At 63.2% G+C, this 6,776-nt stretch carries 8 protein-coding genes; 5 read left to right on the top strand and 3 right to left on the bottom strand.

The features are described from left to right. Positions 1-622 (bottom strand): DNA polymerase IV (locus EN742_RS18880; RefSeq protein WP_128333143.1); only part of this gene is annotated, 622 nt, incomplete at its 3' end. Positions 623-687: 65 nt separating this feature from the next. Between EN742_RS18880 and EN742_RS18875 the strand changes: the two genes are divergently transcribed. Next, complete coding sequence (locus tag EN742_RS18875) at positions 688-1,275, top strand: GNAT family N-acetyltransferase (RefSeq protein ID WP_127406410.1); 588 nt, start codon at positions 688-690, stop codon at positions 1,273-1,275. Between the two features lie 81 nt (positions 1,276-1,356). Next, positions 1,357-2,898, top strand: a complete 1,542-nt coding sequence (locus EN742_RS18870) for a hypothetical protein (RefSeq protein ID WP_127406411.1) — start codon at positions 1,357-1,359, stop codon at positions 2,896-2,898. A 42-nt stretch (positions 2,899-2,940) separates the two neighbouring features. Here EN742_RS18870 and EN742_RS18865 read toward each other — a convergent pair whose 3' ends face one another. Further along, complete coding sequence (locus tag EN742_RS18865) at positions 2,941-3,594, bottom strand: hypothetical protein (protein WP_126054295.1); 654 nt, start codon at positions 3,592-3,594, stop codon at positions 2,941-2,943. Continuing rightward, a complete protein-coding gene (locus EN742_RS18860) occupies positions 3,591-3,890 on the bottom strand; it encodes a DUF3572 domain-containing protein (RefSeq protein WP_126054296.1) in 300 nt (99 codons plus the stop codon). Before EN742_RS18860 ends, EN742_RS18865 begins: the two co-directional genes overlap by 4 nt. 223 nt (positions 3,891-4,113) lie before the next feature. Here EN742_RS18860 and EN742_RS18855 point away from each other — a divergent pair, with 223 nt between their 5' ends. The 3 genes from EN742_RS18855 to EN742_RS18840 all read left to right on the top strand — a co-directional run bounded on the left by EN742_RS18855 (position 4,114) and on the right by EN742_RS18840 (position 6,773). Beyond that, positions 4,114-4,485, top strand: a complete 372-nt coding sequence (locus EN742_RS18855; protein WP_126059060.1) for a response regulator — start codon at positions 4,114-4,116, stop codon at positions 4,483-4,485. 27 nt (positions 4,486-4,512) lie between these two features. Next, positions 4,513-5,886 (top strand): PleD family two-component system response regulator, encoded by a 1,374-nt coding sequence (locus EN742_RS18850; RefSeq protein ID WP_126054297.1) that lies wholly within the window; start codon positions 4,513-4,515, stop codon positions 5,884-5,886. Between the two features lie 524 nt (positions 5,887-6,410). Next, positions 6,411-6,773 carry an Arm DNA-binding domain-containing protein gene (locus tag EN742_RS18840; RefSeq protein ID WP_189375450.1) on the top strand — a complete coding sequence of 121 codons (363 nt, stop codon included), beginning with the start codon at positions 6,411-6,413 and terminating at the stop codon, positions 6,771-6,773. Positions 6,774-6,776 lie beyond the last annotated feature (3 nt).

The following is a 6,776-nucleotide window of genomic DNA, read 5'->3' as shown; positions in this document are numbered from 1 at the left end:
CCGAAAAGCCGCGCGGCTTGCGGAAGTCGGACGCCACCTTGGCGAGGAACTTGCAGTAGGAAAGACCGGCCGAGACGGTGATGCCGAGCGCCTTTTCCACGGTCAGCGCGAAGCGCGCCAGCACCAGCGCTGGAGGCATGCCGTGCAGGCGCTCGGTGCCGGCAAAATCGAGGAATGCCTCGTCGATGGAGAGCGGCTCGACCAGCGGCGTCAGCGCCTGCATCAACGCGCGGACTTCGCGCCCAACGCGGACGTATTTCTCCATGTCTGGAGGAATGACCACCGCCTCGGGACAGGCTTCAAGCGCCTTGAACATCGGCATTGCCGAGCGCACACCGTGGATGCGGGCGATATAGCAGGCGGTGGAGACGACCCCGCGCCTGCCGCCGCCGACGATGACCGGCTTGTCCTTCAGCGCTGGATTGTCGCGCTTTTCGACCGCCGCGTAGAAGGCGTCGCAGTCGATGTGGGCAAGGTGAAGCCGGTAGAGCTCCGGATGGCGCACGAGCCTGGGGCTGCCGCAGCGCTCGCAGCGCCGCCCGCCGCCGCGCTGGAGGGCCAGGCAGTCGCGGCAAAAACCGTGTTCAGGATTGTTGACAGGAGCCGCCATCGATGCGAACATAAAGAGAACAAACGCAATGGTACGACAGTGCAGGGCCTGCAACAAGGCTGGCCTGGGGAGAACTCATGAGCACGACCATAGCGCCGCTGGCGCCCGAGCTCTGGGCGGATTTCGAGGATCTTTTCGGCAAGCAGGGCGCCTGCTACGGCTGCTGGTGCACGCATTTCCGGCTGGCGCCGGCGGTGCGCCGGGCGAACGACAAGCAGCGCAACAAGGATCATATCAAGGCGCGAATCGAGGCCGGGCCGCCGCCCGGGCTGCTGGCCTTCGAGGATGGCAAGGCGGTCGGCTGGATGCAGATCGGACCGCGCGCCGACGTCCCCGAATGGAACAACCCGGGCAGGGGATCGGCGCCGGTCGACCCGGCCGATACCGCCGACGCCAGTGTCTGGGCGATTTCCTGCTTCTTCATCCGCGTCAAGGCGCGGGGCAGGGGCATCTCGCATCGCCTCGTCGAGGGCGGCATCGAGTTTGCCCGGCAGAACGGAGCCCGGCTGGTCGAGGCCTGCCCGATCGACCTGTCGCGCGATTCGCGTTCGATCGGGCTGTTCGTCGGATCATCGCGGGTCTTCGAGAAGGCCGGGTTCGAGAGGCTTGTCGAGCGCAAGCCCGGCCGGCCGCTGATGCGGCTGGTGCTTTTGCAAGGCGACTAGCCTTTGTCTTGCGGCTGTGATGGTATTTGCCTACCAGAAGCGCGAAGCGCTTTTGTCTTCCGAGGTCAACGGAGAATCGACGTGAAGCGTGTCCTGCCCCTAGTTTTCCTTCTCTCGCTCGGCGCGCCGGCTTTCGCCCAGACGGTCGATAGCCAAGGCGCAAAGCAGCTTTCCGAGGACCTGTCCCGCTACGTCGGCAGGAAGGCGCTCGACACTGGTATGCTCAAGGTCTCCGTCGAAGGCGACGCCTACCGGGTCGCGATTGATTTCAAGGCGCTGATCGAGGCCCTGCCGGACCAGAAGCTGCTTAAGTTCGATGTCGCTCCTTACATCCTGAAGGTGAAGCCGCGCAGCGACGGGTCCTGGGACGTCTCGATGGATTTCTCGCAGAGCGCATCCTTCGAGTTCAACGGGCCGGAAGGACTGCAAAGCACACAGTTCACCGTCAAGGACGGCAAGGGCAGCGGCGTCTATGACCCCGCGCTCGCAGCCTTCACCAGCGGCGTCAGCACCATAGCCAGCATGACGATGACGTCCAAGGACGCCAAGCAGCATGTGGATGCCAGCTTCGGCGCCGGCACGGCGAACTTTGCCGCGACCAAGGCCGCCAATGGCGGCGTCGACGTCACGATGACGCAGAAGATGTCGAGCTTCACCGAGGCAGTCAATTTCGACGATCCCGAGAGCGGGATGAAGTTTCCGGTGACGATAAAGTCGCCGGAGCTGTCGGTGGATGCGAACGGCAAGGGCGTGCGGACCAAGCCGCTGCTCGACCTGCTCGCCTTTGCCGTGGCCAATGAGGACGAGGCGACGCTGAAGGCGAACCAGGCGCAGCTCAAGTCGCTGCTGCTGGCCGCGCTTCCGCTGTGGGAACGGCTCGACGGAGCGTATGGGTTCAAGGATTTCGCGGTTGAGAGCCCGGTCGGCACTTTCGGCGCCACGCAACTCAGCACGGCGTTTGGAATGGACGGTATCTCTCAGAGCGGCAAGATCAACTACGTGATCAAGGCATCAGGCCTGACGATCCCGCAGCAAATGCTGCCCGGCTGGAGTGTGGCGTTGCTTCCCACCGATATCGACCTGAACTTCGGTGGCGCCAACATCGACCTCGACAGCATGGCGAAGAAGGCGATCGAAACGCTTGATCTCAATAAGAATCCGCCGCTGCCGGAAGATTTCGGCGACCAGATCTCCGCCGATTTCCTGGCCAAGACGCCCAAGGCCGTCATCGGCCACAGCACCCTGAAGAACAAGGACATCGAGATCGCGCTGGAAGGCGAGATGACCTTCCCCGGCGAGAAGCCGGATGCGAGCATGACCGTCGACATCGCCGGCTACGACAAGATCGTCGAAGCCCTGCAGACCGCGGCCAAGACCGACCCGGAAGCCGCGCAGTATTTTCCGATGGTGCTTGCGGTCAAAGGGTTCGGCAAGACGCTGCCGGACGGACGTATCGAATGGGCGATCAACGCCAAGCCCGATGGTTCGGTGACGGTCAATGGCGCCATGCTGAAGCCGGCCGACCCGGTCCAGGACGACAGCACCAATCCGGATGACAGCGCCGACCAGGATGTCATTCCCGGCGAGGTCAACAGCGGGTCGGGCACGAAGCTGCAGCCCTGACGCATTTTCAGGAAAGCGCGGAGCGGTTTCCCGCCCCGAGCTTTAGAGTCCGAGCGCGCTGGCGATCTTCGGCGCCGCCTCGTGCCAGTCCTCGACCGAGACGATGCCGTCAGGCGTTGGCGGCAGGAAGGCGCGCAACGAATTGTCGGCCATCAGGTGGAAGAGATGCGCGTCGGCCACCGAATTGCGCACCGATGCAAGGTTGTACGGCTGGTCGTCGACGAAGGCGACCGGCCGGCCCTTGGCGCCGCGCAGTTTGGCGACGGCCGGGCCTTTCGCCATTTCGGTCGTCAGAAGCGGGTAGGTCAGCCCGAGCGCATCGAGATGGGCGCGGCGCACCGCGCGGTGCTTGTGCGGCATGGCCGTCAACAGCACGATCTCGGCGCGGCCGCCAAATGTTGACAGCGCTTGCGCCGCGCCGTCGGTGACGCTTTGCCACTCGGCCTGGGCGTCGAAGAACTCGCCGAGCAGCGCCGTCACCTCCGCCTGCTCGATCAGCCGGCCGCTCGCCGTCTCGGCGATGTTGCCGGTGAGGCGGAAGGAGGCAAGCGTCAGGGCAAAGCCGCGCGATTTCAGGAAATGCGGGAACGGCCGGATGAATTCCAGCACGACGTCATCGACGTCGAGCACCAAAAGCGGCCGGTCGTCGGCGGCAAGCTCCTCGATCTGCCGCGCCGTCTCGGGATCGTCGCTCATACCGAGCGCTCATGGTCGTCATTGCCGAGCGGCAGCGCCCGCAAGGCCTTGCCAACGGCGGCCGGCGGCGTGCCGGTCTCCTCGGCGAAGCGCAGCAGCGTCGGCTCATGGGCAAGGATGAACTGCAGCACGCCCGCCAGAAACCCCGGCTCGCTCGCCGCCCGCCTGATCGAGTGCGCCTCGATGCCGGTGATCGCCAGAAAGCGCGGCAAAAGCTCCGGATCGGCGGCAACGAAGCCGAGTGCCCTGATGGCAAGGGCTTCCGCTTCCTCGCGCATTGACGCTGCGTTTGCCATGACTACCTTTTGTGCGTGGAACTTGAGTCTCTCCGCAGTAACGGCAAGCGTCGCTTGCGGCAAGCCATCACCCTGCGCGGGCCGGAATCCGGACAGCTTTTGGGAGCGGCCGGTTTGCGTTTCGTCAATCATATTGGCGTAGGGTGGATGCGGGTTGGGTGCGATCCGGCAAGGACGCATGACGATGGTCTTCGGCGCCGAGGACCGTCGGGACGGGAAATCGATGCCTAAGAAGGTCATGATCGTCGAGGACAACGAGCTCAACATGAAGCTCTTTCGCGACCTCATCGAGGCCAGCGGTTACGACACTGTTCGCACACGCAATGGCCTGGAGGCGCTTGATCTGGCGCGCCAGCACCGGCCCGACCTGATCCTGATGGACATCCAACTGCCCGAAGTGTCGGGGCTGGAGGTGACCAAATGGCTCAAGGAGGATGACGACCTTCATTCGATCCCGGTCATCGCGGTGACGGCATTCGCCATGAAAGGTGACGAGGAGCGCATCCGCCAGGGCGGCTGCGAGGCCTATATCTCGAAGCCGATCTCGGTGCCGCGCTTCATCGAGACCATCAAATCCTACCTGGGCGATGCCTGATGCACAGCCAGACCGGAGCCTTGTGAGATGACCGCGCGGATCCTCGTCGTCGACGACATCCCTGCCAATATCAGGCTGCTCGAGGTCAGGCTGCTGGCCGAGTATTTCGAGGTGCTGACCGCTTCCAACGGGCCGGATGCCATCGAGACCTGCGAGAACGGCAAGGTCGATGTCGTGCTGCTCGACGTGATGATGCCCGACATGGACGGCTTCGAGGTCTGCCGTCGGTTGAAGAGCGACCCGGCGACCTCGCACATCCCGGTCGTCATGATCACCGCGCTCGACCAGGTCTCGGACCGGGTGCGCGGTCTCGAGGCCGGCGCCGACGATTTCCTGACCAAGCCGGTCAACGACCTGCAACTGATGACGCGCGTCAAGAGCCTGGTTCGGCTGAAGTCGCTGACCGACGAATTGCGGCTGCGCGCCTCGACCACCCGCAACATCGGCATAGAGGAGCTGTTGAGCCGCAACTTCTCCGCCGAGGATGCGAAGCCGAAGGTGCTCCTGATCGACGAGCGCAAATCCTCCTTCGAGCGCATCCGGAAGATGCTGCGCACCAGCGCCGAACTCGACGTCGCCACCGATCCCAATGCCGGTTTTTTCCAGGCCGCCGAAACGCCTTACGAATGCGTGCTGATCTCGACGGCCTTCGCCGATTTCGATCCGCTGAGACTGTGCTCGCAACTGCGTTCGCTAGACCGCACCCGTTTCCTGCCGATCATCCTGCTTGCCGACGCAGGCGAGGAGGGGCGCATCATCCGCGGCCTTGAGCTCGGCATCAACGATTACCTGACGCGGCCGGTCGACCAGCATGAGCTGACGGCGAGGCTGCGCACCCAGGTGCGCCGCAAGCGCTACAACGACCAGCTCCGCGCCAGCGTCACCCAGACCATCGAGATGGCGGTGACGGACGGGCTGACCGGCCTGCACAACCGCCGCTACCTCGACAGCCACCTGCAGACGCTGTTCGACCGCGCGGTGGCGCGGCGACGGCCGCTTTCGGTGATGATCACCGACCTCGACCGCTTCAAATCGATCAACGATGCGCATGGCCATGACGGCGGCGACGATGTGCTGCGCGAATTCGCGCGGCGGTTGCGCAAGAACGTGCGCGGCATCGACCTCGCCTGCCGTTTCGGCGGCGAGGAGTTCGTGGTGGTCATGCCGGACACGGAAGGTGCAGTGGCCGAGAAGGTCGCGGAACGCATCCGCGCCGAGATCGCCCAGATGCCGTTCATGGTCGGGCATGAGGGCAAGACGATAGAGGTTACCGTCAGCGTCGGCGTGTCGTCTCTGCTGAAGGGGGCCGATACGGTGGCCGCCCTGATGAAGCGCGCCGATCTCGCTCTCTACGAGGCCAAGAGCGGCGGGCGCAACCGGGTCGTTGCCAAGGCGGCGTAGGCCCGAGCGCCAATTTATCCGGTCAATCCGACAGGGTTAGCAATTTACCTTAATCCAAGCGATTCGGGAGGCTTGGTTAAGAAACTGTTGATTTTCATAAGGCCTTGCGCAAATGTACAGCATAGACAAAACGAGGCCGGCACGAGGGTAGACCGCCGGATCGTTCCGACAAATACCCCATGATGCTCAGGTCCGCCGCATCTCCTGGGTCCGTGGGGTCGGCCGGCCGGCGCTGGCACATAGTGGCCTCCTCGTACCGCTGCCAAACGCCGACCGGCCCCCTTTTTCCAAAAAGTGAACGTCGGGACTTCGTGCCAATCGGCGGAAGATCCTGCTTTCTATCGGGTCAGGCGAATCGCCGACCAAAACAAAAACGCCGCCCAAAGGGCGGATAATTGCCTTTGTCTTTCAAAGCGAAAGTGGTGGAAACCCTTGCAAACTAACGCGTTTCGTTGACATTGGCGTCACCTGTAACCATAGTAGCCACCAGAAAGGTTATGGTGGATAGTATGGTAAGGAACAAGTTGACCGACGCAAAAATCAAGGGACTTAGCAAGCCAGGCGTCTATGCCGATGGAGCGGGACTATATATCCGCGTCCATCCTGGCGGTAGCAAGTCATGGTTTTTCATTTATCGCCGCAAAGGGATTCGGCGCGAAATCGGGCTGGGCGGGCTCGCTGGCACGGCGCCCGTTACGCTCGCTATAGCGCGCCGTAAGGCAGACGACATGCGGGACATGCTAGCCAATGACCGAGACCCCTTCGCTGCCCGTCAGGCTGCCAAAACAACGCCAACATTCGCCAAAGTCGCGGAACAACTGATTGAAGCCAAGCGCAAGGAATGGACGCCGAAAACTGAACAAGAGTGGCGGGTGTCCTTTCTTTAGCAA

Source organism: Mesorhizobium sp. M4A.F.Ca.ET.020.02.1.1 (assembly GCF_004022645.1).
In the GTDB taxonomy this organism is placed as follows: domain Bacteria; phylum Pseudomonadota; class Alphaproteobacteria; order Rhizobiales; family Rhizobiaceae; genus Mesorhizobium.
This window is presented reverse-complemented; position numbering and strand designations above follow the sequence as displayed.